This window comes from Ruegeria sp. HKCCA0370 (genome assembly GCF_013033705.1).
GTDB lineage: Bacteria > Pseudomonadota > Alphaproteobacteria > Rhodobacterales > Rhodobacteraceae > Ruegeria.
The window spans coordinates 256,979-282,272 of the sequence record NZ_WQEP01000002.1 but is presented as its reverse complement, the minus strand read 5'-3'; the positions used below and the strand labels follow the sequence as shown (position 1 = coordinate 282,272).

Annotated in this window: 25 protein-coding genes and 1 pseudogene; 13 read left to right on the top strand and 13 right to left on the bottom strand. The window is 57.6% G+C overall.

Features of this window, described 5'->3' with window-relative positions; genetic code table 11:
* The first annotated feature begins 22 nt into the window (after positions 1-22).
* From GOW31_RS07630 to GOW31_RS07615, 4 genes and pseudogenes are all read left to right on the top strand, one after another.
* On the top strand, positions 23-787 hold the full coding sequence (locus GOW31_RS07630; RefSeq protein ID WP_171169063.1) for a DUF3299 domain-containing protein: 765 nt from the start codon (positions 23-25) through the stop codon (positions 785-787).
* The gene (locus tag GOW31_RS07625; protein ID WP_171169061.1) at positions 784-1,962 is read left to right on the top strand and encodes a carbohydrate porin; all 1,179 of its coding nucleotides are present in this window, start codon (positions 784-786) and stop codon (positions 1,960-1,962) included. The genes GOW31_RS07630 and GOW31_RS07625 overlap by 4 nt, the downstream gene beginning before the upstream one ends.
* 50 nt (positions 1,963-2,012) lie before the next feature.
* Positions 2,013-3,254 (top strand): dipeptidase, encoded by a 1,242-nt coding sequence (locus GOW31_RS07620; protein ID WP_171169059.1) that lies wholly within the window; start codon positions 2,013-2,015, stop codon positions 3,252-3,254.
* A gap of 211 nt (positions 3,255-3,465) precedes the next feature.
* Positions 3,466-4,257: pseudogene (locus tag GOW31_RS07615) on the top strand (IS5 family transposase).
* 158 nt (positions 4,258-4,415) lie between these two features.
* Here GOW31_RS07615 and GOW31_RS07610 read toward each other — a convergent pair.
* Together GOW31_RS07610 and GOW31_RS07605 are read right to left on the bottom strand one after the other, a co-directional pair.
* Entirely contained in the window at positions 4,416-5,156 is a 741-nt protein-coding gene (locus GOW31_RS07610; RefSeq protein WP_171169056.1) for an SDR family oxidoreductase, read from the bottom strand.
* Between the two features lie 28 nt (positions 5,157-5,184).
* A complete protein-coding gene (locus tag GOW31_RS07605) occupies positions 5,185-6,180 on the bottom strand; it encodes a zinc-binding dehydrogenase (protein ID WP_171169054.1) in 996 nt (331 codons plus the stop codon).
* 91 nt (positions 6,181-6,271) lie between these two features.
* On the opposite strand from GOW31_RS07605, the gene GOW31_RS07600 reads away from it, so the two are divergent.
* A complete protein-coding gene (locus tag GOW31_RS07600) occupies positions 6,272-7,108 on the top strand; it encodes a LysR family transcriptional regulator (RefSeq protein ID WP_171169052.1) in 837 nt (278 codons plus the stop codon).
* 2 nt (positions 7,109-7,110) lie between these two features.
* On the opposite strand, the gene GOW31_RS07595 is transcribed toward GOW31_RS07600, so the two are convergent.
* The 6 genes from GOW31_RS07595 to GOW31_RS07570 all read right to left on the bottom strand — a co-directional run bounded on the left by GOW31_RS07595 (position 7,111) and on the right by GOW31_RS07570 (position 12,887).
* On the bottom strand, positions 7,111-7,806 hold the full coding sequence (locus tag GOW31_RS07595; protein WP_171169050.1) for an SDR family oxidoreductase: 696 nt from the start codon (positions 7,804-7,806) through the stop codon (positions 7,111-7,113).
* A 10-nt stretch (positions 7,807-7,816) separates the two neighbouring features.
* Positions 7,817-8,326, bottom strand: a complete 510-nt coding sequence (locus GOW31_RS07590; protein ID WP_171169048.1) for a nuclear transport factor 2 family protein — start codon at positions 8,324-8,326, stop codon at positions 7,817-7,819.
* A 60-nt stretch (positions 8,327-8,386) separates the two neighbouring features.
* Positions 8,387-9,340, bottom strand: coding sequence for an alpha/beta hydrolase (locus tag GOW31_RS07585; protein WP_171169045.1), 954 nt, complete (start codon positions 9,338-9,340; stop codon positions 8,387-8,389).
* Between the two features lie 113 nt (positions 9,341-9,453).
* Positions 9,454-10,335: an AraC family transcriptional regulator gene (locus GOW31_RS07580; RefSeq protein ID WP_254441658.1), complete on the bottom strand. Its 882-nt coding sequence runs from the start codon at positions 10,333-10,335 to the stop codon at positions 9,454-9,456.
* Between the two features lie 519 nt (positions 10,336-10,854).
* The gene (locus GOW31_RS07575; protein ID WP_371813726.1) at positions 10,855-12,165 is read right to left on the bottom strand and encodes a sensor histidine kinase; all 1,311 of its coding nucleotides are present in this window, start codon (positions 12,163-12,165) and stop codon (positions 10,855-10,857) included.
* A gap of 53 nt (positions 12,166-12,218) precedes the next feature.
* Complete coding sequence (locus GOW31_RS07570) at positions 12,219-12,887, bottom strand: response regulator transcription factor (RefSeq protein ID WP_171118947.1); 669 nt, start codon at positions 12,885-12,887, stop codon at positions 12,219-12,221.
* Positions 12,888-13,026: 139 nt separating this feature from the next.
* Here GOW31_RS07570 and GOW31_RS07565 point away from each other — a divergent pair, with 139 nt between their 5' ends.
* The 5 genes from GOW31_RS07565 to GOW31_RS07545 all read left to right on the top strand — a co-directional run bounded on the left by GOW31_RS07565 (position 13,027) and on the right by GOW31_RS07545 (position 18,655).
* Positions 13,027-14,115 carry a tricarboxylate transporter gene (locus tag GOW31_RS07565; protein WP_171118945.1) on the top strand — a complete coding sequence of 363 codons (1,089 nt, stop codon included), beginning with the start codon at positions 13,027-13,029 and terminating at the stop codon, positions 14,113-14,115.
* Positions 14,116-14,191: 76 nt separating this feature from the next.
* Complete coding sequence (locus tag GOW31_RS07560; RefSeq protein ID WP_171169041.1) at positions 14,192-16,222, top strand: tripartite tricarboxylate transporter permease; 2,031 nt, start codon at positions 14,192-14,194, stop codon at positions 16,220-16,222.
* A gap of 79 nt (positions 16,223-16,301) precedes the next feature.
* Positions 16,302-17,390 (top strand): 4-oxalomesaconate tautomerase, encoded by a 1,089-nt coding sequence (locus GOW31_RS07555; protein ID WP_171169039.1) that lies wholly within the window; start codon positions 16,302-16,304, stop codon positions 17,388-17,390.
* Positions 17,391-17,441: 51 nt separating this feature from the next.
* Complete coding sequence (locus GOW31_RS07550) at positions 17,442-17,678, top strand: hypothetical protein (RefSeq protein WP_171169037.1); 237 nt, start codon at positions 17,442-17,444, stop codon at positions 17,676-17,678.
* Positions 17,675-18,655, top strand: a complete 981-nt coding sequence (locus tag GOW31_RS07545; protein WP_171169036.1) for a D-2-hydroxyacid dehydrogenase family protein — start codon at positions 17,675-17,677, stop codon at positions 18,653-18,655. The genes GOW31_RS07550 and GOW31_RS07545 overlap by 4 nt, the downstream gene beginning before the upstream one ends.
* Here the strand turns inward: GOW31_RS07545 and GOW31_RS07540 are convergent.
* Complete coding sequence (locus tag GOW31_RS07540; RefSeq protein ID WP_254441657.1) at positions 18,624-19,598, bottom strand: AbrB family transcriptional regulator; 975 nt, start codon at positions 19,596-19,598, stop codon at positions 18,624-18,626. The genes GOW31_RS07545 and GOW31_RS07540 overlap by 32 nt on opposite strands.
* 168 nt (positions 19,599-19,766) lie before the next feature.
* On the opposite strand from GOW31_RS07540, the gene GOW31_RS07535 reads away from it, so the two are divergent.
* The 3 genes from GOW31_RS07535 to tcuB are packed head-to-tail and all read left to right on the top strand — an operon-like array spanning position 19,767 to position 22,922.
* A complete protein-coding gene (locus GOW31_RS07535; RefSeq protein ID WP_152459099.1) occupies positions 19,767-20,447 on the top strand; it encodes a GntR family transcriptional regulator in 681 nt (226 codons plus the stop codon).
* An 11-nt stretch (positions 20,448-20,458) separates the two neighbouring features.
* Positions 20,459-21,853, top strand: a complete 1,395-nt coding sequence (tcuA, locus tag GOW31_RS07530) for an FAD-dependent tricarballylate dehydrogenase TcuA (RefSeq protein ID WP_171169034.1) — start codon at positions 20,459-20,461, stop codon at positions 21,851-21,853.
* A complete protein-coding gene (gene tcuB / locus GOW31_RS07525; RefSeq protein WP_171169033.1) occupies positions 21,843-22,922 on the top strand; it encodes a tricarballylate utilization 4Fe-4S protein TcuB in 1,080 nt (359 codons plus the stop codon). Before tcuA ends, tcuB begins: the two co-directional genes overlap by 11 nt.
* A 284-nt stretch (positions 22,923-23,206) precedes the next feature.
* Here tcuB and ureG read toward each other — a convergent pair whose 3' ends face one another.
* The 4 genes from ureG to GOW31_RS07505 are packed head-to-tail and all read right to left on the bottom strand — an operon-like array spanning position 23,207 to position 25,175.
* Complete coding sequence (ureG, locus tag GOW31_RS07520) at positions 23,207-23,836, bottom strand: urease accessory protein UreG (protein ID WP_171169032.1); 630 nt, start codon at positions 23,834-23,836, stop codon at positions 23,207-23,209.
* Complete coding sequence (locus GOW31_RS07515; protein WP_171169031.1) at positions 23,833-24,486, bottom strand: urease accessory protein UreF; 654 nt, start codon at positions 24,484-24,486, stop codon at positions 23,833-23,835. The genes ureG and GOW31_RS07515 overlap by 4 nt, the downstream gene beginning before the upstream one ends.
* Positions 24,470-24,922 (bottom strand): urease accessory protein UreE, encoded by a 453-nt coding sequence (ureE, locus tag GOW31_RS07510; RefSeq protein WP_171169030.1) that lies wholly within the window; start codon positions 24,920-24,922, stop codon positions 24,470-24,472. Before ureE ends, GOW31_RS07515 begins: the two co-directional genes overlap by 17 nt.
* A 28-nt stretch (positions 24,923-24,950) precedes the next feature.
* Positions 24,951-25,175, bottom strand: a complete 225-nt coding sequence (locus GOW31_RS07505) for a DUF1127 domain-containing protein (protein WP_171169029.1) — start codon at positions 25,173-25,175, stop codon at positions 24,951-24,953.
* Positions 25,176-25,294 lie beyond the last annotated feature (119 nt).

Below are 25,294 nucleotides of genomic sequence, written 5' to 3'. Positions count from 1 at the left end.
CAAAACCGGTTGGAGAGATTTGATGTTCCCTTGGTTTCGCGCTGCAGTTGTCGCAGGCTTTGTCCTGAGCGGTCATACCGCAATGGCAACGCCCCATGCGACGCTTGACTGGTCTGACCTACCGGACCCGTCGGTGCAGGTGTTCGATGACCCTTATCGTGATCTGAGCCCTGAACAGTTTGACGATGTCCTCTTCGTCGTGCGCTTGCGCGGCAGGTTGCAGCAGGATGTCGGCAGCGTTGAGGAAAGACAGAAATGGCAAGAGCTTCTGACCGAGACTGAAGACGCCTTGGCCGAGGGTGGCGTTGATGTCGACTGGCTGCTCGATCAGCGAGAGGCTGTGAAAGAGCGGCGAAGAAAGGCAGGAACAAACGGAAATCCGCAACTCGATGGCCAGAGTGTTACGCTGACAGGCTTTGCCATTCCCGCGCCGAACGATCCGGACGGGCGAGCGGTTGCATATTTGGTGCCAGAACGCGGGATGTGCAGCCACATGCCCCCGCCTCCGCCCAATCAGATGATCCGGGTGCGGTTGAACGGCGACTGGGCCCCCAGTTACTTCCATGAACCCGTTCGGCTCAAAGGTAGGCTGACGATTGAACCCTCGGTTCAGAACATGATGGTCGTGGATGGGCTTGTGCCGATGAATGCAACCTTCAAATTGGAGACGGACAGCGTTGAAACGCTGGAAACCAAGGCCGACGGTCTGGAATGGCGGCAGCGTGCAGCCGATCGCGCCCGAGCCGCTGGCAATCGTAAAACTGGCGGCGCAAAGGCGTCGGAATGATAAGGCGCCTTGTTGCCGCATTGAGTATTGCCTGCGCGGGTACAGCGTCTGCCCAGGGGTTGTCCGGGCCTTCTTCGGTCGAGGCCGAGCTTAAACCTGGCGATGGCCTGACCGATCCGCAATACCGTTCCGAATTTCCGCGCAACATCGCGCCGGGTTGGTTTCGGTGGAAAGATCGGCTGGCTGAGGGTGGATTTCGGTTCAACGTGGATTACCTGGCGTTGGGTCAATCCACGAACGCCGATTTGGGAGCTGGTGAAGCCGCTAGTGGAATCGCTCGCGTCTACGGCAGTTGGCAGGCAACCGAGCGGGGTTCATTGACATTCAAAATCGAAGATCGGCACGGATACACCGATGTTGCCCCGCAATTCCTTGGGCTGGACGGAGGCGCATTGTCGATCACCGGGACTGCCTTCAACGACAATGGTTTGTTGCTGACCAACCTGTTCTGGACCCAAAGGGCCGAGAACGGCGCGTGGACGCTGCAAGTCGGCCAGATTGATGTGACGGACTTTGTGGATATCTATGGATTGGTCAGCCCCTACAGCGGGTTCCAAAACCTGTCGTTCAACACCAACCCGACAATCAACACACCCAACCAGGGAATTGGCATTGCCGGTGGGATAAAGCTGAGCGAAAACTTCTACGCCGTTGCCAGCGTTGCTGACGCAAACGCCGATCCGTCTGATCCAAGTCTTGACGTGTTCAGCGACGGCAATCTCTTCAAATCGTTTGAGATTGGTTACACTTCGGGCTTTGATCGCATCTATTTCGACAATGTCCATTTGACCCTCTGGCATGCAGATGCGGCCGACGATGGCAGCCGTGCAGAAGATTATGGGGCCGTGTTTTCCGCGGCTTGGTTTGTCGACAACAAATGGATGCCGTTCGTTCGGGCAGGGGCGTCGAAAGGCACTGCAGCGCTGTATGATCGTTCGGTTTCTGCCGGGCTGGGCTATTACGGTCGAAACACCGATCTGGCCGGTTTGGGTTTGAACTGGGCCGAAGCAAGAAACATCGATAGCGATCAGTTAACGCTGGAAGCATTCTATCGCTTTTCAATCTCACCCGGTCTGCAAATCACGCCGTCACTGCAGTTCATTTCCAATCCGCTGCTGAACCCCAATCAGGATAGTATCACGTTGTTCAGCCTGCGAACCCGGATCGTTTTTTGATGCGGCTCGAAAGCAGCAATTCACCCGAAGCCAATTTGGGAGGCTCAGTCATGAAAACTTTGTTGGCCGCAAGCGCCATTGCAATCGTATTCGGTGCCGCGCTGCACGCGAGCGAGGAAAGCAAGACATGGGATGCGTCGGATGAGGCGAAGCAGTTTGTGAAGGACACAATCGTTCTTGGCATGTTGGCCAGCCCCTACGGCACCGGCTGGACTGAAGACGAACAGCTGCACACTTACTTCGCGCGGGCTCGGGACAACGGAATAACAGGTCATGAGATGACGCTGGCCGCAGCGGATATGTCTTTTGAAACCCTTCTTGATCAGCACTACCACTTCCGGTCGGCGATGGCGCAACAGCCAGAGAATTACCTGATCGTGAATGAAACCCGCGATATCGAAGCCGCCCAATTACAAGGCAAGACGGCGGTCATCTGGAACAGCCAGACGGCGACGATTCTGGATGGCGACCTGAGGAAGATGGCGTTGCTCAAGGATATGGGGATCAAGAGTATGATCCTGGCCTACAACGATATCTTCCGCACCGGGTCGGGGCAGTTGGCGGCCTATAACGGGCGCGATATCGGTCTGACCCCTTGGGGCAAGTCGGTGATCGATGAAATGGTGCGTTTCGGCATCCTTCTGGACCTGAGCCACACGGGTTCCAAAACGGCCAACGACGCCATGGACTACATGGACGAAAACTATCCCGGCGTGCCTTTTGTTTACACGCATTCGGTTCCTGCCGGCCTTTACGCAAACGAACCCGGTGCGACGCCACGCGGGTGTTATCGGGCCATTCCCGATGACGAGGCCCTGCGTGCGGCCAAATCGGGTGGCTATGTGTCTCCGACATTCACTGAATGGATGATGGACGGCGTTTGGCCTGAAGATATCTCACCCAAGCAAGCCGCCGACATGATCGACTACTATGTCCAACTTGTTGGGGTCGACCACGTTGGGATCGCAACCGACGACATGTTCTCGACCGAATTGGTTGTGCAGTTCGCGACTGCAAACGCAAGCATGTATGATGATGGCGGCTACATGATCGACGCGTTCAACAAAGGGGCGACCGGCAACGGTGAGCTGGCCAAAATCCTTGCGGCAATCACCGATGATCTCTGGGCAAGGGGGTATTCCGATGAAGACCTCGAAAAGATCTATGGCGGCAACAAGATGCGGGTTTACGCGCAAGTCTGGGAGGGCAAGCCCCCCGAACAATTTCTGAAAGAATACCCCGAGCGTCTGCGTCTCAGACAGGAACTGCGAGAAGGGTTTTATTCGCGATAGACTTTCAGGACCGGCATCAATGATGATTGGCCCCGGATGCGGAACAGCGCAGGAATTTTTGGGGAAAGGCTGGTGGGTGATGAGAGATTCGAACTCCCTTCGGATTGTTAAAAACGATGCCTTACGGGCGCACTCTAAGGTCAGGACCCATTGATTTGGTTGCCGTCGCCTTGGCTGCGTGCTTCAAGCTGCTGAGTTTCAGAGGTGTATCATGAGCAACCTTTTCTGGCTGACTGACGAACAGATGGCGCGTTTACGGCCCTACTTTCCGAAAAGCCATGGCAAGCCGCGAGTGGATGACCGACGTTTGCTGAGCGGGATTATTTTTATCAAGCGCAATGGGTTGCGGTGGTCTGATGCGTCTCGCGAATATGAGCCGCCAAAGACGCTGTACAACCGTTGGAAGCGGTGGAGCGATATGGGTGTGTTCGCTCGGATCATGATGGGGCTCGCTGCGGAGGGAACCGATCACAAGACCCTCATGATCCCCTCCCGGGACATTGCTGCGTATTGCCCTGACGGGCAGTGGACGCAACCTACCTCAAAGCACACCGCACGGCCTCCAGCCTGCGGTTGAAAAAAGGGGCGTGAAAGACTGATCGGTCGCACCAAGGGCGGCATGAACACCAAACTGCATGCCATCACTGACAGCGTCGGTCGCCTTCTTCGGTTCTTTATCTCCGCTGGCCAAGTGAGCGATTACACGGGCGCCAGGGTTCTGATGAACAGTCTGCCTTCGGCTGACTGGCTGTTGGGAGATCGCGGATACTATGCCGACGGGTTCAGAGAAGCCATAGTAGACAAGGGATTAAATCCGTGCATCCCAGGCCGCAAATCACGCGGCAAGCCTGCCCGGTAGGACAAGCGCCGCTACAAACGACGAAATAGGATTGAAATCATGTTCGGACGCCTGAAGGACTGGTGCCGTGTCGCCACTCGGTATGACAGACGCCCGAAGATCTCCCTCTCAGCAAGCGCTCTCGCGGCAACCGTTCTGTCTTAGCTGTAACTCAATGAGCCGGGAGCCTAAGAAATTGCGCCTGCGCTTGCGTTCGGCCCAACTTGCGCACCGCCTTCAAACGATTTGCCAGCTTTGACCAAAGCCAGACCAAAGGCTGTTTTGGGCAGGCTGTGTTCTTAACGCCAGACTTGGGTCAGGCGTCAGTCACGTACAAGATGGCCGCCATCCACATCCAGAACGGAGCCGGTTAAAAACCTGTTCGTCATCGCCATGATCACGGCTTGCGCGATGTCCTCGGCCTCTCCGACGCGTCCCACAGGCAGGCTGCCACCAACCTGCGCATACATGCCTTCACGTGCCTCTTCCGACATTGCGGCATAGGCTTCGGTTGCGACCATGCCGGGGCTGATGCAATTCACCCGCGCCCGTCCGGACAGCTCCAGCGCCAACCCCTTCGCCAACGCCTCGACCGCGGCATTTACGGCGCCGAGGCCCGTTGCCACGGCGGATGGGCGGCGGCTGAGCACACCGGAAAAGAATGTTATGGAGCCGCCTTTGACCAACACAGGCAACACTTCGCGCGCAGCCAAATAGGGGCCGATAAACTTGGCCTCGAACATGGCACGCAGATCGTCTGTGGGCAGATCGGCGAACGCACCATGCGCAGCGCTTGAGGCTGAGATCACCAGGTGATCCACCGGGCCCAGTACACCAGCCCATGATCTCACGCCGGTCTCATCGGTTGTATCGACCTGTGCGATCTGCACCCCGCCGCCGATCTCGTCTGCCGCCGCATGCAGCTTGGCAGCACTGCGGCTTGCGATTGTGATCTTTGCCCCGAGGGCGGTGGCCATCTTTGCAGTTGCCTTCCCCATACCGCTGCTACCGCCGACAATGACAATGTGCTTGCCTTTCAGGGCGGTTTCGAAAACCGTGCTCATTTCTATGGCTCCTTTTTTGTTGGATTGATCAGTCGATACTCAGCACCAGCTTGCCGGTGGTTTCACCGGCTTCCAGTCGGCGGTGCGCCTCGGCGGCTTGGGCAATGGGCAGGGCGGTGACCTGCGGGCGCAGAATTCCCGTCTCAAGCAGATCAAACACTGTGGCCATATCCGCGCTAAACTGATCGGGGCGATTGACGAGATAGGTGTATATATCGCTGACACGGACCGAGACGGATTTCCGGAAGTGCTTCGCCAAGTCCTTGGCAAAACTGCCTGCGGGCGGACCGGCAAGAAATCCGAACAGGACTGCGGTACCCAGAGGCGCCAGCACATCGAAATCTGATTTCAGAGACTCTCCGGAAACCGGGTTCAGCGTCAGGTCCACGCCGCGCCCGCCGGTTATTTCCATCACCCGCTCGGTGACGTTCTCAGTGCGATAATCAATGACGTGATCGGCACCTTGATCTTTGGCATACCCAACCTTGTCGGTGCTGGTCGAGGCGATCACCGTCATGCCCAGATGCTTCGCGATCTGTAGGACCATAGTCCCTACGCCCCCGGCTGCCGCGTGAACCAGCACGGATTTGCCTGCCATTGCGCCACCCAAATTGACCAGCATGTGATAGGCGGTCATCCCGTTGACAGGGATAGCAGCCGCGGTTTCGAAGTCCGCCGTTTCAGCCAGCCGGGTGACATAGGGCGCTGCGATCACCGAATGGGTCCCGTACCCACCGGCACCAATCGGCCCCATCCACGCCACTCGGTCTCCGACAGAGAAGCCTTCGACCCTCTCACCCAGCACCTCGACCAATCCGGCCCCCTCGACACCGGGTACATGAGGCAGATCGGGCATCATTCCCTCGGGCATCTCACCGCGACGGATGATCGTGTCGATGAAGTTGACCGCCCCGGCCTTGTTGCGGATCAGGATTTCCCCGGCATCGGGGGTCGGGGCCGCCCTGTTGGTCTTGCGCAAAACGTCCGGTTTGCCGATCTGGGTGATATCAATGGCGAAAGGCATGAGCTGTCTCCTTCTGTTGCGCAGAAGGTAGAGGTCACGTCATTGAATGATAATGGTTGATATCGGAAGATATAATCCCAAAAATAGGATAATGATTTATAACGACCTTGCCCTGTTTACTGTCGTCGCCAACCATCTCAGCTTTTCCAGGGCTGCGGACCGCCTGGATATACCCCTCAGCCGGGTCAGCCGAAGGATTGCAGAGTTGGAAGGCCATCTGGGCACCAAACTGTTCGAGCGGACAACCCGCCAGGTTCGCCTGACAGAAGAGGGCCGCCGCCTTCTGGACCGATGTCAGAACCCGATCGAGGCGCTACAAGGTATCGCGGGCTTTACCGACGATACCAGACGCCAGAGCATCCGCATCACGGCGCCTCCGTTGGCCGCGCGCACGACCATTGGCCCTCGGCTGTTGGATTTTGCGGAGCAGAATCCGGATGTGGCACTTGAGGTGACCACGACCAACATCATGTTGGATTTCTTTCGCGACAATATCGACCTGGCCTTTCGGGTCGGCCCGTTGACAGATTCCAGCCTTGTCGCGAAACGGCTCTGGTCGGTTCCCTATTGCTTTTGTGCGGGACAGGGCTTCATTCGGGAGCGTGCGTTGGACGGGCCGATATACAGACCGGACTTTCTTGCTTTGCCCGCCCTGACAGCTGGTCAGCCCTGGGTGCTTGAGAGCGGGGAAACTCTGCAACTGAAGCACACCGCGCACAGTTTAACGGACCTTGATGTCATTGCTCAGGCGGCCCGCCGCAACCTGGGTGTCGCGATGCTGCCTTTGGATATGGTGGACGGAGACCTGCAACGGCTTGAGGTCACGGACACTATCCCTTTGACGCGGGATATGTTCGCAGTCTATCCCAGTCGTCGCCTTTTGCCCGCGCGGGTGAGGAAGCTGATTGATTTTATGGCGCCAGGATAAACCTACCAATCAATCGCAACGCCGTCGCGAAAGAACCCTCCGGTCGGGCCGCCTTTCGGCAAGGTCGCGGCCCAGACAACGCCCTTGGCACCCTCAGAAATCGGACGTCCTCCGCCGCCCATATCTGTTGCGACCCAACCGGGGCACACGGCGTTAACGAGAATGCCCTGAGGTTTCAACGCGGCAGCGGTCTTGAGGGTTAGCGCGTTCAAAGCCGCTTTGGAAACGCCGTAACCGGGTGTGCCGGCGGACATGCTGTTCAGCGACCCCGCGCCAGATGAGACGTTGACGATCCGGGCATCCGTGCCGCATTGCAACAGTGGCACCGCCGCAATCGTGGTATCCCAAGGGCCGAAAAGGTTCGTATCAAAAGCGCGGCGAACCCGATCCAGATCGGCGAGGTGGACCTGTTGGTCGGTGTCATAGTCCACACCCGCATTGTTCACCAGAACATCGAGACGACCGTAGATAGGTTCAACCATCAAAAAGAAGGCGGCAGCGACAGAGTCCGGACTTGAGACATCCAATTCCAAGGCTTCCGCCGCATATCCGATTTCATCCGCAGCAGCCTGCCCTTTTGCCAGATCGCGTGCACCCATCAAAACCTTCATCCCGTGGTCTCGGGCCAATTGCCGGGACACTTCTTTACCAATGCCGCGATTGGCTCCCGTCACGAGTGCGATGCGCTGACTGGTCATGTTGCTTCCCTCAATTCGCCTCGGCAGCGCGCTGGCCGGCAAGAGCCACAAGCCCACGATCTCCGGTTTCCCAAAGTGCCGTCATTGTCATCGCAGTAACGACCCAACGGTCGTCTGATGTCTCCAAGATATAGTCATAGCGACCACCCAGCACCCACAAGTCTTTATCAAGGCGATGGGTTGCTGTGAAATCAGCCTGTGCCATGGCGGATGTATCGGACAGAGAGGTGATCGTGTGATTGGTCACCATATGATGCGTCGCGTCGAAACCGGGCAGAAAGGCGGACCATCCCGCCACAAGCTCATCAGCGGGTTGTGTAACCGGGTCTCCGCCCCAGAGGCTGGTGTAATCCGTCGTGACGGTATCGGCAAACGCGTCGCGCACGCGGGCCCAGTCGTGGCGGTCTGCGCCTGCCGCGATATCGGTGATTGCGGTCGAGATGCCTGCCTGTGGTTCGGCGAAAGCTGCGGTTCCGATCATGGAGACGGCAGCAAGAGTCGATGTGAGTTTTCTATGCATGGGGATGCTCCGAATAGATGAGGGTGGACGCCGAACGACTGCTCGGTGTCCAGACAGGGCTTAGTTGCTCGAACCGGCGCGGAAGTGGTCAGCGACGGTATCGGCCGCGCGGGTGACATCCTCGGGGTTGTCGTAGAAATCGAACTGCGTGACATCCTCCAGCCATTGCGCGGTCGCATCGCCTGCGAAACCGGCAAGAAAGGTCTGTACGCCTTGTGGGATCGCCGCGCTTTCCGAGTGCACAATGGCCAGTGGCTTGTCCAAACGCTGCGGATTGTCGGCGGGGTGATAGGTCAGCCAGCCCTCCAAGCCCGCATTGTTCCACTTGTTGTCATATTCCGGGATCGCGCCACGGTCAGCCTCGTAATAGTACCCGCCGATTGGCATCAGCACGCCCTCGGCACCTTCGGGGCCTGCGGCAGGAATGATCTGACCCCCTGCGGCCTCGGCAGCGTGGGACACCTCGATCAGCACAGCAACACCGTCTGCGCCGCCATAAACCGCCTCGACGATCTCTTCATTCTGCAACCATGGTGCAACCAAGCCCAGCCGCTGAACCAGCGGGTTGCCGGAAACCGCATCGACCATGTAGCCAGCCGAAGCGCAGATCCACAGGCCGTTGATGTGATCGGCGTCCACTTCGGGCAGGGTCGCGACGAATGCGAGGGCAGCTTTGATGTCCGATGTCTTGGCCTCGGGGCTTTCGATGAAGCGCACGTTCTTCGGCAGATCGCCCGATTTGCCCCAACCGCGGAAATCAAAGGTGAAGGCAGCAAAGCCGCGCTCGGCCATCTCGCGGGCATAGTTGGCGGGCATCTGTTCCTGAACCGAGGTCCAGGCCCCGGTCACGACGACCGTCGGCAGTGGTTCAGATCCGCGCTCTTCCGGCAGGTACAGCGTGCCGGACAGGGTGGCGCCTTCGTTCTCGAATGTGACGGTGCGGGTTTCAACCTGCGCGACGGCGGCCGTCGACGCCATAAGTGCTGCGGCGGTGTTCAAAGCGAGGGTGTTCATAGCGATATCTCCCAAAGTCTTTCTGGATGGGCACAAGCCCGATGACACCTGAGATACGCTGTCGACGGCAGGCATACTTGTACCGGACTGCCGCGTTTTTGAAAGATTCTGCTTCAGACAGCATTTGCCGCACGAAATGCGCGGGGGGTCTGCCCTACTACCTGTTTGAAACTGTGCGTGAAATGCGCCTGATCTGAGAACCCACAGGCCATGGCGATATCCCCCAGAGGGCGCGCCGGGTCTTCCATCATCTTCATCGCCTGCTCGACCCGGTAGGCCATGACATATTGCATGGGAGTCGAGCCCAGCGTCTCCTTGAAAACCCGCGCGAAATGCGAGGGGCTCATGCCCGCCTCGGACGCCATCTGATCGACGGTGATCGTCTGATCCAAACGGTCCTGAACGTAGGCCAGCACCCGTTGATAGTGCTGAGAGGTAAAGCGCGCGGACAGCTCGACCTCTTCAGCGCGGCGTTTGCCGTATTTCTGCAGCAGCTTGACCAGAAATACCCGGCTCATGGCTTCGAACATTACCGCAGATGACATATCGTCCGTTGCCAGCGCATCGCGCAAAATGACGCCTGCAGCACATAGGTCAGGGTCGTAAAACTGCGGCTGGTCGTGAAACTGCTCCGGCGCCAACAGCATACCGAGTTCCGACTGTGCAAAGCGCTGGACTTTGTCCGGATGCAAGGTGATCACGATCACGTCAGACTGTCCGTACCACCGCCAACCTGACCGCATGCCTGCCGGGGTCACGATGACTTCGTCCTTGCGAAAGGTGAAATCACGCAGTGTCCCATCTCGCCAGTTTTGAACACGATGCCCATTTTCCTGAAGGTTCAGAAGGACATGATGTTCTGCAAAAACTTCCTCGGGCATCCGATCAGGTTCGGCCCGAAAATACCGCACTGACATCAAACCCGCCGCCGAAGGGCGCTGCATCGCATCGCTGTTCAACAGCGGTTCTGACGGATAGATATCAGCGTATCTCAAAGGCAATGAATGGCTCCGGCTGGCAACATAGATAGATTTGCAGGTATCCGCATCGCGGACAACATTCGATAAGTTGGGCCAACTGGTACAGGATCAAACACCTTGCTGGCGTTATATGTGGTCGTTGAACAGCCTAAGCGACATCATTGATCTGCACTGACGGGGGAAATACATGAAATAAACGGGTGTGAGACTCAAGTGGTCGTCAGGAACGGCTTTATGTCGGAAAGCAGAACACAGGCGTCTCAGAAGAGCGCTTGCTTTGTTCCGCCAGGCAGTCTCTCGTACGCCCTCCACTGAACGGCCACAACTCAACCATAGATCGCTTGATCCAACATCGGTTTTATCGACGTTGGCGGTTTGTTATGACGCGCAAAATTAGCCGACGGTTGCGAGGCCAGCCGTTCGGAACATAGTCCGGAAACAACCGCAATGCGCAACGAAGCACCAGTTCGCTGCAACCGCAAAGAGTACCCTTTGATATTGAAGAGTTTCGGGCCGCTAAATGCTGGAAACGACTTACAGGGCTATGGGAAGCTCAAGTGTAACGCTTGCTCCTTTTTCGACTTGGTTGATTTCAACCACTCCTCCATGGCGTTTTGCCACCGCTGAGACAATTGACAATCCAAGGCCGCTGCCCTCCGAGTACTTTAGCTGCGAAAACCGACTGAATGCTGCTTCGCTTTGGGCGGGTGAAAGACCAGTTCCGTCATCGGCCACAGTAAGTTTGACACTTCCTCCGTCACAGAGCAGCACAATTGAAATTCGGCTCAACTTAGCGCCACCATGTTTAACTGCATTGTCCAGCAGGTTTTTGATGGCCTCAGTCAAAAAGATCTTATCCCCTGTTACCATGATTGCAGACTCCGGCATCGTGACCTCAAAATCGATCCCATTTGCCAGAATTTGTACGCCCATCTCTGCACAAGCTTCTTCAACGACCAAGCGGAAATCAATCTTTTCCATCTGATCCTGATGCGTAGGTTGCCGCAGCCGTTCCAGTGATAACAGCTGTTCCGCCACAGTAGCCGAGTTCTTTGCTGCTGCCACAAGCTCGACAATGCGTTTGTCCCTGTCTTCATCCGTTTTTGCATCTCGCAGCGCCTCGGCCATGGACTGGACTGCGGCTGCTGGATTTCGCAGTTGATGCGCGGCTTCTGAGATAAACACTTGATGGGCGTTTATACTGTCTTCGACCTGCCCGAACAGCCGGTTCAGGGTCTGAACAATGCCACGGACTTCGGTCGGGACCGGGCGTTTTATCTTGCTGAGGTCGTCGGGCGAACGCAGGTCAATGGCGTCCTGCAAGTCCAGCAACGGTCGTAGGCCGCGCGCAACGCCGAACCAGACGACAAAGCCAAGGGTGGCCATTAGGATGCCCATCAGTATAGCTGCTCGGATCGACAATTCGTTGGCAAACGCGTTGCGATCCGCGATGCGTTGCCATGCGGTGACCGTCGCATCTCCTACAAGGTTATCCAGTGTGACCCGTTCGGTCATTTTCAATACGCGCACCGGCTCGTTACGATAGACAGCTTCGAAAAACTGGGGTTGGTAAACGTCCTGTTTTGTCGGGTTTGCCGAGGCAGGTGGATATGCGTAACCGGTTACGTAGATACCGCCGGGTCCGGTCACGTGGTAAAAAATCTCTCCCCCCGATGCATCGCGGATTAAGCTGCGGGTGGTGGGCGATAAAGCATCGCCGTCTGACACCGCCACATCGCGCGAGATCGCCAGACCAGCAGATAACAGGCTGTCGTCAAAAAGCTCTTGCGCCGTTTGCTGGGCGACCGTGTAGCGCCAATATCCAAGCAGGATCGCGAGCAACACCAAGGGCGTCAGGATCAGAATGAACAGCCTAAGCCGGAGCGAACCATGCCTGATCACTTCTGCACCTCAAGCAGATACCCAAGACCGCGGGCTGTCTTGATCCTAATACCAAGGTTCTGAAGGCGTTTGCGCAATCGCGATACATGAGGTTCAACGGCAGAGTCTTCGACATCCGCACCAACGCCGTAGACATAGTCAGTCAGCTGGCCCTTGGGGACAATTCTGCCGCGCCGTTCCAGCAGGCATTCAAGCACAGCCATTTCTCGGCGTGGCACGTCAAGCACCTGTCCCTTTACGCTGACCTGCCGCGCGGTGCGGTCAAATTCCAGTTCTCCGATGGTCTCTTGCGAGCCGTAATCCAGTTGCTTGCGACGAGACAGGGCGCGGATGCGCGCCTCGAGCTCGTCCATCTCGAAAGGTTTGACCAGGTAGTCGTCAGCGCCCATATCCAGACCAGACACTCGGTCACTGGTCTCGGTGCGCGCGGTCAGCAGAATAACCGGGGCGCTGTCACCCCGATTGCGCAACGACCGCAAGATTTCAAGCCCTGACCGACCCGGAAGGTTGATGTCCAGAACGATCAGGTCCGCGCCTTCCTGCTCTAGATACAGATCGGCTGCATCGCCGTCTGTCAGTACATCAGCAGCATGGCCCCGATCCCGCAGGCGATAGGCAATGGCGTTGGCGAGGGTCTCATTATCCTCGACGATGACGATCCGCATTCGGGCTCCTGCAAGTTTCGCGCAAGGTTGGCGCTCCATGATTGCCAGATGGGAGGGGGAATCAACCCCACAGTTCTATTTGCGATCACGGTGGCGCGGAGGGCGCCGACGTGGTTGTCTGGTCAACAGGGAGGAACCAATGGCCATTTCCAACTTCACCCGTCGCGCCGTCGTGGGGCTGATCGCCGCCGCCGGTATCGCAGCACCCGCCGCAGCCGAGGTCGATTTCTCGGGCAAGACCATTGAATGGGTCATCCCGTTCTCGGAAACCGGCGGGTCTGCCAAATGGGCCAACTTCTTTGCGCCGCTTCTGTCCGAGGCGCTGCCGGGTCAACCGACCGTGGTGGTGAAATTTATGCCGGGCGCGGGTTCGACCAAGGGTGCGAACTGGTTTCAGGAGCAAAGCCATGATGACGGTACGCTGCTGTTCGGCACCTCGGGTTCAACTCAATTCCCGTATCTGCTGAACGATCCGCGCGTGCGTTATGAATATAACGACTGGATTCCGGTTATGGCATCGGGAACCGGTGGCGTCGCCTATCTGAACGCTGAGGATGGCGCAAAGTTTGATGGCTCCGCAAACGCGCTGAAAGACACCAACTTCATCTACGGCTCGCAGGGCGCGACCCGGCTGGATCTGGTCCCGCTGCTGGCGTGGCAGATGTTGGGTATGAATGTTGAGCCTGTCTTTGGCATCAAAGGCCGTGGAGACGGACGCCTGATGTTCGAACGTGGAGAGGCCAACATCGATTATCAAACCTCCTCGGGCTATCTGGGCGGTTCGGCGCCGCTGGTCGAGGCTGGTCAGGCCGTGCCGATGATGACATGGGGTGCCTTGGATGCAGACGGCAACATCGTGCGCGATCCGACTTTCCCGGATATCCCGACTTTCAAAGAGGTCTGCGAGGCGACCGATGGCTGTGAAACCAGCGGTGAAGCATGGGACGCATGGAAAGCCTTCTTCGTGGCGGGCTTCCCGGTTCAGAAACTGGCCTTCTTGCCCGGTGACACGCCACAAGAGGTCGTCGATGCCTACACCGCGGCGTTCCAAGCTGTAACCGAGCGTGGTGATTTTGCAGACATTTCGTCCAAACGCGTAGGCAAGTATCCGGTGTTCGTCGGCGACGGCTCAAAAGCTGCGCTGCAAACCGCGACCAATGTGGATGACAATGCCAAGCAATATGTCCTGAACTGGCTGAAGGAAGCCTATGGTGTCGAGTTGAACTAAGCCGACACGTCGTCGCGCGCCCAACGAAGGGCGCGCGCTTTTCTACATACAAGACAATTTATGAAAGGCGGCCGCTATGGAGGTTTTCGCCACCGCTCTACCTGCGCTTGGTGATGCGTGGGGTCTGATCCTGCAACCCATCGTTCTGGGCTATCTCGTGCTCGGCGTCGTTATGGGGCTGGCCGTGGGTGTTTTCCCGGGGCTTGGAGGCATTGCCGGCCTGTCGCTCTTGCTCCCTTTCATGTTCGGCATGGACCCGATCCTGGGTCTGGCCCTGATGATCGGGATGGTGGCGGTGGTTCCGACCTCTGACACTTTCGCATCGGTCCTGATGGGCATCCCCGGCAGTTCGGCATCGCAGGCCACAGTGCTGGATGGCTTCCCCATGGCCAAAAAGGGCGAGGCCGCGCGGGCGCTGTCGGCGGCCTTTTCCTCGTCCCTGTTCGGAGGGCTGGTCGGCGCGACCTTTCTGACAATGTTCATTCTGATCGCGCGCCCAATCGTTCTGGCCTTTGGACTGCCCGAGATGCTGATGATCACCATTCTTGGCCTGTCGATGGTCGCCATTTTGGCAGGACGCATCCCACTGAAGGGCGTCGCTGCCGCTGGATTAGGCCTGATGGTCGGCACAATTGGCGAGGCCGATGCCGGTGGATCGCTTCGGATGGCGACCTATGACATTCCCTATCTTACCGATGGCTTGAAACTTGTCATTGTCGGTTTGGGTATTTTTGCGGTGCCCGAAATCGTCTCGCTGCTGCGGCAGGATCGGTCGATTGCGAAAGGCGCCTCGATAGGTGCTGGATGGCTGGACGGCGTCAAAGACTGGTTTGCGAATATCTGGCTGTCGGTCCGCTGTTCGATCATCGGGGTCGTCGTCGGCGTCATTCCGGGCCTCGGCGGTTCGGTCGTTGACTGGATCGCTTATGGTCATTCGGTTCAAACCACCAAGGACAAAAGTAATTTCGGCAAAGGCGAAGTGCGCGGGGTCATCGGCCCGGAAAGCTCGAACAACGCTAAGGAAGGCGGCGGTCTGGTGCCGACGCTTCTGTTCGGAATTCCAGGCTCGGGCTCGATGGCAATCTTCATTGGTGCGGTTGCGTTGCTGGGGTCGGGGGATATCGAAGTCGGTCCGAGCATGCTTCAGGACAATCTCGACATCACCTATTCGATCGTCTGGCTGTTGGCGCTGGCCAACGTGGTAGGCACCATCCTGTGCATCGCGGCCTCGGGCGGGATCGCCAAGCTGACCACGATCCGCTTTACCTATCTGGCGCCGTTCCTGTTCATGTTGATCAGCTTTGCAGCCTTCCAATCCGGTCAGAACTTCGAAGACCTGCTGGCCTTGTTTGTGATTGGTTTGATCGGCATCTTCCTGCGACGGTTCGACTGGTCGCGCCCAGCTTTCCTGATCGGCTTTGTTCTGTCGAACCCGGTTGAAAAGTTCACCAATCAGGCCTTCCAGATTGCATCGTTCCGTTTCCGAAAGAGCTTTGGCGAAGGGATGGAATATGTCTTCAGCCCCATCGTCATTGTCTTGATCGTGGTCACGGTTGCCTCGGTTATTCTGGGCATCCGGCAAGCCAAGATGATCATGGCCGAGGGTGAGGTTCAGGCAGGTACAAAGCGTGCGCCATTGGTCTTTCTACTGGTGATCATGGCCTATCTGATCGTGGCTTTGGTCAATGCTAACATGATCCCTGACTACAACATGACCGACAAAATCATCCCCCTGGTGATCGGCTGTATCTCTTTGTTCTGCTGCGTGATCCTGCTGATCCAGATGATGCGGCGGCCCGAGGGCGACGCGATCTTTGCGGACAAGGAAATTGCGGGTGAGGACGCCAGTGCCCCCCATGGATTGTGGTCCACGCTGGCTTGGTTCGCTGGTCTCATCGCGGCGACATGGGTGGTGGGGTTCATCCTTGCATTGCTGGGTTTCCTGATGGCGTTTTTCCGCATTCGGGCGGGGGCCAGCTGGCAGATAGCGCTGATCCTGACCGCCTGCGGTATCGGCTTTATGTGCCTGATGGCGGGTGCTCTGAACCGCGATTTCCCACCTGGACTGTTACAGGACATGGTCAGCTTGCCCTGGCCATTGAAATGAGCAGCCCGATGACATCGCTCGGCCTGTGTACCGGGCCGGGCAGAAGAAACACCACTCAGTCTTGGCCAGGGGGCACCCGATGACCCAAACAGCAATCCCATATGTATTCATGCGGGGCGGAACCTCTCGGGGCCCGTATTTCCGCCGCTCGGATCTGCCCGAGGATCTGGACACTTTGGCCAAAGTGCTGATCGCTGCCCTCGGGGCCGGGCAATCGCTGAACATTGATGGTATCGGCGGTGGCGCGGCGGTCACGACCAAGGTCGCGATGCTGTCGGTCAGCGAGGATGACTGGGCCGATATCGACTATTTCTTCGCGCAGGTTGCGGTCGAGGATAAGTTGGTCGACTTCAAACCAACTTGCGGCAACATCCTGTCCGGTGTCGCCCCCGCTGCAATCGAAATGGGGTTGTTTGATCCCCAAGGCGATGAAACCGAAATCCGTATCCGGGCGGTCAACACCGGGGCCCGTGTAGTGGCCCGGATTCAGACACCCGGGGGAAGGCTGACCTATGAGGGTGATACAGGTATTGCCGGGGTGCCCGGCCAGTCTGCACCGGTGCAGCTGAGTTTTATGGGGGTGGTTGGGTCAGCAACCGGTGCTTTCCTGCCCACCGGCAACCTGCGTGACACAGTACAGGGGATCGAACTGACTTGCATGGACGTCGCCATGCCAATGGCCATTGCCTGCGCCGCAGATTTCGGACTTACGGGTTATGAAAGCGCCGAGGATCTCGACGCCAACCGCGCCTTTTTTGACCGGATGGAAGCCGTTCGGATCGAAGCCGGGGAACGGATGGAGATGGGGGATGTGTCCAAATCCGTGACCCCCAAATTCGGCCTTGTAGCTCCTGCGAAAGTGGGCGGAACGCTTGCGGTGCGGTATTTCATGCCGTGGAAGACCCACCCGACCATGGCGGTTACCGGTGCGCAGTGCATGGCGTCCTGCGCTTTGACGCCCGGCACGGTCGCGGACGGTTTGCTGGATCGCCCGACGACAAGCCCGGCTGAAGTCATATTGGAACATGCCTCGGGCACGATCGACGTATTGGTGGATTTCACCACTGAGAATGGGTTCACTGTAAACGCAGCAGGCTTGGTTCGTACCGCGCGCAAGTTGGCAGACGGCCATGTGTACGTTCCACAATCCGTGTGGAAAGGGAGTTGATTAGGCACTTTCAAATTGGTATACCTTTGTATACAAATAGGAGAGGTTACGATGGACGACTACTCGGAATGCCTCGATATCGCGCGTCAGGAGCTCCGGTTGGCGCAAGCTGCCTTGCGGCGGGATATAGCCGAATACCCCACGCCAATCGCGGGATGCGACGAGCAATTCAATCATCTGTTGGACCAAAGCGAACGCGTCCGAAACGCGCTGGCAGCACTTGACGTGCAGCATTTTGTGCCGACACCCAGAAAACTGACCACCGAGCAGAGTATAGAAAGCCGATGAAAGTACACATTCTGGACGATTGGTTCGACACGCTGCGTGGGCTGCCATGTTTTGAGAGGCTCAACGATCATGAAGTGACGGTGTGGACGGATCATGTCGAGGATCTTGACATCTTGGCCAAGCGTTTGCAGGAGGCTCAAGTGCTGGTGCTGTTCCGAGAGCGGACCAAAGTCACTCGCGCCTTGCTGGAAAAGTTGCCGAATTTGCAGCTGATCAGCCAGCGCAGCGTCTATCCCCATGTTGATGTGCCGGCCTGTACAGATCAGGGTGTTTTACTGTGTTCGAATATGCATAGCGGCACGCCGTCTTATGCTGCGGCGGAACTCACATGGGCGCTGATCATGGCTGGGATGCGGGATTTGCCCGCTCAGATGGCCTCGGTCAAGGCAGGGCACTGGCAGGCAGGGGTAGGCAAGACGCTACGCGGTCGTCAATTGGGGCTCTATGGTTACGGCCGTATCGCGCGTGCGGTTGCGGGTTATGCCGAGGCGTTCGGAATGAATGTCGTTTGGTGGTCGTCCGATGAAGGTCGGTCGCGTGCGCAAGCGGATGGCGCTAGGGTCGCGCCGAGCCGCGAGGCGTTTTTTGCCGATAGTGACGTTGTTTCGATCCATGTGCGCCTGAAACCGGACACGCGTGCGATCATTACCGCATCGGATTTTGCGCAGATGCAGCCCGGGGCGATCTTCGTGAACACTTCACGGGCCGGGCTGATTGCTCCGGGCGCTTTGCTTGAAGCGCTCAACGCCGGTCGCCCCGGCAAAGCCGCGATTGATGTATTCGATTCCGAGCCACTGACTGACGCGACCGATCCTTTGCTGGCACATCCCAACCTGATCGCGACGCCGCATATCGGTTTTGTGACCGAGGATGAGTTCGACCTGCAATTTGCCGATATCTTCGATCAGGTAAATGCGTACGCTGACGGCGCGCCGATCCACATGATCAACCCCGAGGTTTGGACCACCGCAGAATAAGACTGGCGGCGATGGGCGCGCCGATGATCACCAGCACAATCCTTGTCAGATGGTGAGTGATCACAAAGCCCAGGTCCGCGCCTGAAACGATGGCCAGAACTGTCATCTCGGCCTGCCCGCCGGGCGCGAAGGCCAGAAACGCCTCGACCGGCTTGCCAAGCCCTAACGTGGTGACAACAGCAGTGAAGGCCGCAGCCAACACGGCCAGAACAACCACATAGGCGCAACCCGCCGCCACGACCTTGCGCAATTCCACCCAGGTGACACCGACAAACTTCACTCCGATTCCGCAACCGATGAAGAATTGCGCGGCCAGGATGGCCTCGCGCGGGGGGCGGGTATGGATGAAGTCCCCGAGGGACAAAGCAGCTGTCAGGATCATCGGTCCCAGGATCGACGCGCCGAAGAGACCGATGCGCTCGCCGCCCTTCCAGCCGATAAAGGCGGCCAACACCATCAGGACCAGTTCGTGAACCGGCAGGGCGTGTGCGGGTTCACCGATTGGGTTGGTCAGTTCAGCGCCATAGAAAACAGTCAGAAATAGCGGGGCTAACGTCACTATGATCAGCACGCGTGTGCCGTGGATCAGCGACAACGTGCGCGGATTGGCACCCGCCTCGGATCCGAAGATGATCATGTCCTGCAACCCGCCGGGCATGGCCGCATAAAAAGCGGTTGTAGTATCGAAGCCCCAAACCTTGCGGAAGAATGGCACTCCGACCAGTGCGATCAGCAGGATAAAGAACGGCACCAGCGCAATCGACGCGGCCATTTTCGGCAATTCGGCAAACAGGGCCGGAGTGATCGATGCTCCCACGGCAACGCCCAGGATAGTGCGCGCCGCCACCGAGACCTGCCCGAATCCCTCCATCGGCGCATGCGCCAGGGCTGCAATCAGACAGGCGCTCATTGGGCCGAACAGGAAGGGCAGGGGCAAATTCATTAACCAGAATGCTCCGGTGCCCAACACTGCAAGCGCGAAGGTCACTGCACGTTTTTTCGCTGAGGAGGGTGCGTTGATCTGGGTGGACAAAATGTAGATTCCGGTGCGGTTGACTTAGTGTGTATCCAAATGTATACAAGTGGACGCAATAACACAAGTGAGCGCGTGATGACCCTGCAGGACGACCCGTTACAGCCTGGCCCACAAGGCAATTCCGCCTATCAGCGCCTGCTGGATGAGATTCGCGAAGGTAGCCTGCCGCCCGGCGAACGCCTGCGCGAAATAGAGTTGTCCGAGAGGTTGGGAGTTAGCCGCACGCCTGTGCGCGAAGCGATCCGACAGCTGGAAGCGGATGGCTTGGTAACACATATCCCCCGTCAAGGCGCGACGGTACGCAGCCTGGATTACGCCGAAGTGATGGAGCTCTATGAGATGCGCGCTGTGCTCGAGGGAACTGCGGCCCGTCTGGCGGCAAGGGCGGCGTCCGATGTCGAACTGGATGAGCTGGATGTGCTGAATGACCGGCTGGCCGAGGCAGGCACCGGTCCGGAGGCCGCGCGGATCAATCGGATTTTCCATGCGACGCTTCTGGATGCGGCCAAAAACCGGTTTCTGGCTAAATCCATGTTGTCTTTACAAAAGGCGTTGCTGATCCTGGGTCCGTCGCAATTGCTGGACGGCGACCGAGCCGAGGCCGCAGTAGCCGAACACCGCCTTATCATGGCCGCCTTGAAAGCCCGGGATGGCGCGGCGGCTGAAAATGAGATGCGCGCTCATATCCACGCAGCACAACGCATGCGCATTCGCGCCTTGCAGGAGCGCGACCGAACAACGGACCAAACTCAATAGGCGGAAACCACATGGCCACCCAAAAGGAAGCCTACGATATCGCTGTGATTGGCGGAGGTAACGCCGCCTTGTGCGCTGCGATGACCGCCGCCGAAGCAGGCGCGCGCGTTCTGATCCTTGAAACGGCGCCCAAACCCTATCGTGGCGGAAACTCGCGCCACACCCGAAACTTTCGCTGCATGCATTCCAGCCCTTTAGGCCCGCTGGTCGAGGAATACAGCGAAGACGAATACCTGTCAGATCTGCTCAAGGTTACCGGGGGCAAAACCGACAAAGATCTGGCGCGCCTCGCAATTCGCACGTCTGAGGAATGTCTTCCCTGGATGGAGGAGCACGGGGTTCGGTTCCAGCCCTCTTTGTCGGGGACGCTATCGCTGGCGCGGACGAATGCGTTCTTTATGGGCGGCGGTAAATCGCTGGTAAATGCCTATTACCGGACAGCAGCGAAGCTGGGCGTCGAAGTCCTGTACGAAGCCGCCGTCACGCATCTCGAATTGAACGGAGACCGGATTGAATGGGTAGAGTTTACCTGTGAAGGCCAATCCCATCGCATAACACCCAAAGCGGTCATCGTCGCTTCGGGCGGCTTTCAGGCTGACACCGATTGGCTGACGCGTGCGTGGGGACCTGCGGCACGCAACTTCCTGATCCGTGGCACACCCTATAACCGGGGTGTCGTGCTGGCCGATCTTCTGGATCAAGGCGTTGAGAGCGTCGGAGACCCGACCCAATGCCACGCCGTTGCCGTCGACGGGCGTGCTCCGAAATTCGATGGCGGCATCGTCACCCGTCTGGACTGCGTTCCATTCTCAATTGTTGTCAACAAAGATGCCGAGCGGTTCTATGACGAGGGCGAGGACGTCTGGCCAAAGCGTTACGCAATCTGGGGTCGCCTGGTCGCAGCCCAGCCGGATCAGGTGGGCTATGTGATCATTGATGCCAAATCGCTGAACCTGTTCATGCCGTCGGTTTTTCCGCCGTTAAAGGCGGACACGCTCGAGGAACTGGCCAAAGCGATGGGCCTGCCCGCCGATAAGCTGACCACGACCGTCGCAGAATTCAATGCCGCCTGCGGTGACACAAGTGGCTTTCATCCAACAGAATTGGACGGAGTTTCAACTACCGGCCTGACCCCACCCAAAACCAATTGGGCGCGCCCGATCACCGAACCTCCTTACTATGGCTACTCGCTGCGCACCGGTGTGACCTTCACCTATCTGGGGCTCAAGGTGGATGAATCTGCGCAATGTTCAATGGCAAACGGCAAAATCCAGAACCTCTGGGCGGCAGGCGAAACCATGGCTGGGTCGATTTTGGGGCAGGGTTATCTGGCCGGGTTCGGCATGACCATCGGAACCGTCTTCGGACGCATTGCAGGACGAGAGGCCGCTTCTTATGCGAACTGAACTGATACAGGAAGCCCGCCGTCAGGCTGAGATCTGCAATGCCTGCCGGTATTGCGAAGGCTATTGCTCGGTCTTTCCGTCGCTTCACGCTGAACGCGCATTCTCGGACGGCGATATCACGCAATTGGCCAATCTCTGCCATAACTGCAGAGGATGTTACTATGCCTGCCAATACACGGCGCCGCATGAGTTCGACCTCAACCTGCCGAAGGCTCTGGCCGAGGTCCGGCGCGACAGTTGGGAAAGCTTCGCCTGGCCGCAACCTCTGGCGCGCTGCTTCCATAGCCACGGTGGGGCGATCGCTCTGGCTCTGGTCGTCGGCTTCGCGCTTATTTTTTGGGCCATTCGCGCGATCGGCTCGACCGGAGGCGAAGGCTTCTACTCTGTCCTCTCTCACAACGCGATGGTAGTGATTTTTGCTCCGGCATTCCTGCTGCCGTTGTTCAGCATTGGCCTCAGCTTGCGGCGTTATTGGCACGCAGTTGGAGGCAAGCCGATCCAACCGGGCGACTTGAAAGCCGCGCTAAGCCGAACGGCCAAAATGCAGGACCTGGCTGCTGGCCACGGGGAGGGTTGCAATTTCGAGGACGAAGACCGTTTTAGCCAGGCCCGCCGCCACGTGCATCATGCGATCATGTACGGGTTTCTGCTGTGTTTTGCTTCGACTTCGGTGGCGACGATCATGCATTACGGGTTCGATCTGCACGCACCTTACGGGTTCTGGTCATTGCCGAAGCTGTTTGGAGTCACAGGGGGCGTTTTGCTCACTGTTGGCTGCTACATGATGGTCCGGCTGAAACAGAAGTCAGACCGCAATCTCGGCGATGTTTCAGCTTGGGGCGGAGAAATCGGATTTATGTTACTGCTTGGGTTTGTAGCGTTGAGCGGGCTTGTTCTTTACGCTTTCGGTTCATCCGCAGTAATGCCTGCGCTGCTTGCCGTCCATCTGGGGTCGGTCCTCGCGTTCTTCCTTCTTACGCCTTACACAAAAATGGCGCACGGTTTCTATCGGCTTGCTGCCCTTGTCAGGGATGCGCAACGAAAAAGAGATGTGTCGGTGGTCCGCTAGCAGCCCGCATTTTCTGAGTGAGGCGAAGGAAAACGCATTTATTATCGGAGGACGCGGTGTCGCGGGTGGCAGCCAACGTCCCGAAGGGTTCGCGTGAGTATTTCTCAGCGGCACTGAAAGATACCGCCACGAAAGGTGCGGAATTGATGGAAAAGCTTGGAGTCGCGCGTGGTAAAATCTGTGCGCCAATCGAAAACAGAATGACGAAAAATCTATGAATTAGGTGCCTCTGAACGGCAGAGCCGATGGCAGGTGTCGACAGATTGGCATCTTCGTTCTGAGCGTTAATTTCTTTCTGGAATCATTACCCCCCCCTTCTTCACTAAAAGGTCGACAATTGCGCCGACCCCTTTTTTGTGACGAAGGGACGTGAATAAAAAGGGCCGTCCATTGCGCATTCTGGCTGCATCTCTATCCATGACCTCCAGTGAAGCGCCAACATGCGGCGCCAGATCGGTCTTGTTTATGACCAGGATGTCGGATTTCGTTATTGCCGGTCCGCCTTTTCGCGGGATTTCCTCTCCTGCTGCGACGTCGATCACATAGATTGTAAGGTCTGCGAGTTCTGGACTGAATGTAGCCGACAGGTTGTCGCCGCCACTTTCGATCAGAACGATGTCAAGATCGGGATGCCGGTTTCGCATTTCAGCGACCGCTGCAAGGTTTATCGATGCATCTTCACGGATAGCTGTATGTGGGCAACCCCCCGTTTCGACACCGATGATCCTGTCTCTTGGCAAGACCTGCAAGCGCATCAGCGCCTCGGCGTCTTCCTGAGTGTAAATATCATTGGTGATAACGCCCACTGAACAAACATCGCGCAACGTTTCAGATAGGGCAGCCGTCAAGGTGGTCTTTCCGGCTCCAACCGGACCACCGATGCCGACGCGAAGAGGGCCGTTCATACTGCTCATGTTCGGAATATCCTTGAATACTGTGTTTCGTGTTTCATCGACGCGATGTCCGTCAGGAACGCAGTCGAACTCAATTCGTCCAAGCCTGCCATTTGCGCTTGTTCAGCGATACGAGCACATAGCGGTGTCAAATTACGGATCAGTTTTTGAGCGTCGGTTTGCCCCAGCGGCACAAGGCGCGTTGCGCACGCGACCAAGTTGCTTGCAAATGCTTGTAGATACAGCTTTGTCGTTAACAGTATGGGAAGGCCCTGCAGATGCGCGGCATAGCCCACCGACACTGGATAGGAAAGCTGTTGGATGTCTAAATCCCAGACATCTCCTGTGACGGTCCCGAATGCCTGCCCCAGCAATTCGGTTTCCATTTTTCTTTCCGATGATGCGCAGATCGCCCGTGCCTTGGTATCAACGCTGATAAGCTCATCACTATCCTGCGCGTTGTATGCGGACACTACGAACAGAGCGTCATTCCATCCCGACCCATGTTCCAGCACATCAGAAATCCAGGCTTTGGCGTCTTGTGAACTGGCGACCGCCCCCTCGTCAATTGCGGCTTCCAGCCCATGAGAATATGCAAAGCCTCCCACAGGATATGCCGGAGACAACCACTGGGTCAGCGTCAGGATATCAGCTTCAGTGGGCGTGGCCATGTGTCCTGCCGTGGCCGTAGGCCCCGCCTTCAGGGGTGAACGGTTCGTGCACCTCACGTACTGTGGCCCCGATTTTCAAAAGCATGTCTCGGATCACATGATCGACCTGGATCAACAGACGATCCTTTTCGATCTGGCAGGGCGTGTGGCGATTGCCGATATGCCATGCGATACGTGTCAGATCCGGAGCCGAGACTTCCAGCAAGGCTTCGGGCGCGGCCTGGATTTCAATCGCGCGCCCATCGTCCAGGATCAGCGCGCCACCGTGATCCAGTGAGGTTGTCTGAGCCAGGTCGACCAGAATCTGTTCGCCGCTTTCGCATGTTAAAACCTTTCGGCGCAAAAACCGATCGTCATAGGTCAACGACAGACAATCGGCAGTATCGTCGTGCATGTGATCCGAGTAACGGTGTGCGGTGCAGAGCAGGGCGGTCATACCGTCGCCTCCTCTGGAGCAGAAATGGTCAGAGCCAGATCGAATCCGAAAACACCCGATGCACGATCCGTTCGCGTGATAGGCCGCGTTTTTTCAACTCTTCGTCGCTGAGCGATTGCAGGAATTCGACTTGCCGCACGCGCGATTGAGCTTGGGCCACACTGATCAGAGCCCCGTAGATTGATGATCCGATGGACGCGATCAGACCGGGCAGCGAAAAGCCTGCGTGTGATTGTGTTGCTGAGTGTGCCATTTGGACCCTCGTAAACGTTGGTCCTCCCTTGAGCATTAATATCTGTCATATCGGCCTCACGTTGAAGTGGGTGTTTGGTCATTTCTGCCTTGCGCACGGTGCAATGCAGCATAATTTTT